This is a genomic window from Belnapia arida, from assembly GCF_016773205.1.
GTDB classification, from domain to species: domain Bacteria; phylum Pseudomonadota; class Alphaproteobacteria; order Acetobacterales; family Acetobacteraceae; genus Belnapia; species Belnapia arida.
Genome location: NZ_JAETWB010000143.1, coordinates 1 through 1,177, shown reverse-complemented (window position 1 = coordinate 1,177; position 1,177 = coordinate 1). Strand labels below are relative to the sequence as shown.

The following is a 1,177-nucleotide window of genomic DNA, read 5'->3' as shown; positions in this document are numbered from 1 at the left end:
CGGGGTTCGCTGTTCAGCTACGTCGATTTGGAGCAGCGGATCCGGTCCGACCACCCGCTGCGGCTGATCCGCGCCATCGTCAACGCCGCCTTGTCCGAGATGTCGACGGAGTTAGGCGCCCTTTACCCGACCACGGGCCGGGACTCGATCCCACCCGAGCGGCTGTTGCGGGCGCTGCTGCTGCAGGCCTTCTACTCTATCCGCTCGGAGCGCCAGCTGGTCGAGCGGATCGACTTCGACCTGCTGTTCCGCTGGTTTGTGGGGCTCGGCGTGGACGATCCGGTCTGGGATGCGACCACCTTCACCAAGAACCGCGACCGGCTATTGGCCGGCGAGGTCGCCGCGCGCTTTCTGGCGACCGTGCTGGCCCAGCCCAGGGTCCACGCCCTGCTCTCGAGCGAGCACTTCTCGGTGGACGGCACGCTCCTCGACGCCTGGGCCAGCACCAAGAGCTTCCGCCCCAAGGACGGCTCCGGTCCACCACCCGATGCGGGACGCAACGGGGAGCAGGACTTCCGCGGCCAGAGCCGCAGCAACGAGACGCACGCCTCGACGACGGACCCGGATGCCAGGCTGTTCCGCAAGGGCCGGGGCAAGGAGGCCAAGCTCTGCTTCATGGGGCATGCCCTTATGGAGAACCGGAACGGCCTGATCGTCGGCGCCGTCGCCACCCGCGCATCTGGCCACGCCGAGCGGCTGGCCGCGCTGCACCTGATCGCGCCGCACGCCGACCGCCCGAACCCAGTCACTCTCGGTGCCGACAAGGGCTTCGACGCCCGCGACTTCGTCGCCGAGCTGCGCGAGGTCAACGTCACCCCGCACCTGGCCCAGAACACCAGCGGGCGGCGCTCGGCGATCGACGGCCGCACTACCCGACATCCCGGCTACATCGTCAGCCAGCGCATCCGCAAGCGGATCGAGGAGGCCTTCGGCTGGGCCAAGACAGTGGCCGGGCTGCGCAAGGCCCGCCACCGCGGCCTACCCAAGGTCGACTGGCAGTTCACCCTCGCCATGGCGGCCTACAACCTGGTCCGCTTGCCGAGGCTGCTTGGCGTGGCGGCGTGATGCCCGAAGACTGCCGGCATGACGCTCTTTGAGCGAAAGGAGCAGCCTAGCTGCCGCGCCAGCGCCGCGTCAGACGCCCAACCAGGCCAATAAATGGCCTACTCCCACGCAG

Annotated in this window: 1 protein-coding gene; it reads left to right on the top strand. The window is 69.0% G+C overall.

Going from position 1 to position 1,177, the window contains the following annotated elements; all coding sequences use genetic code 11:
- On the top strand, nucleotides 1-1,065 hold a 1,065-nt coding region (locus tag JMJ56_RS33090; RefSeq protein WP_202836117.1), incomplete at its 5' end, for an IS5 family transposase.
- Nucleotides 1,066-1,177 lie beyond the last annotated feature (112 nt).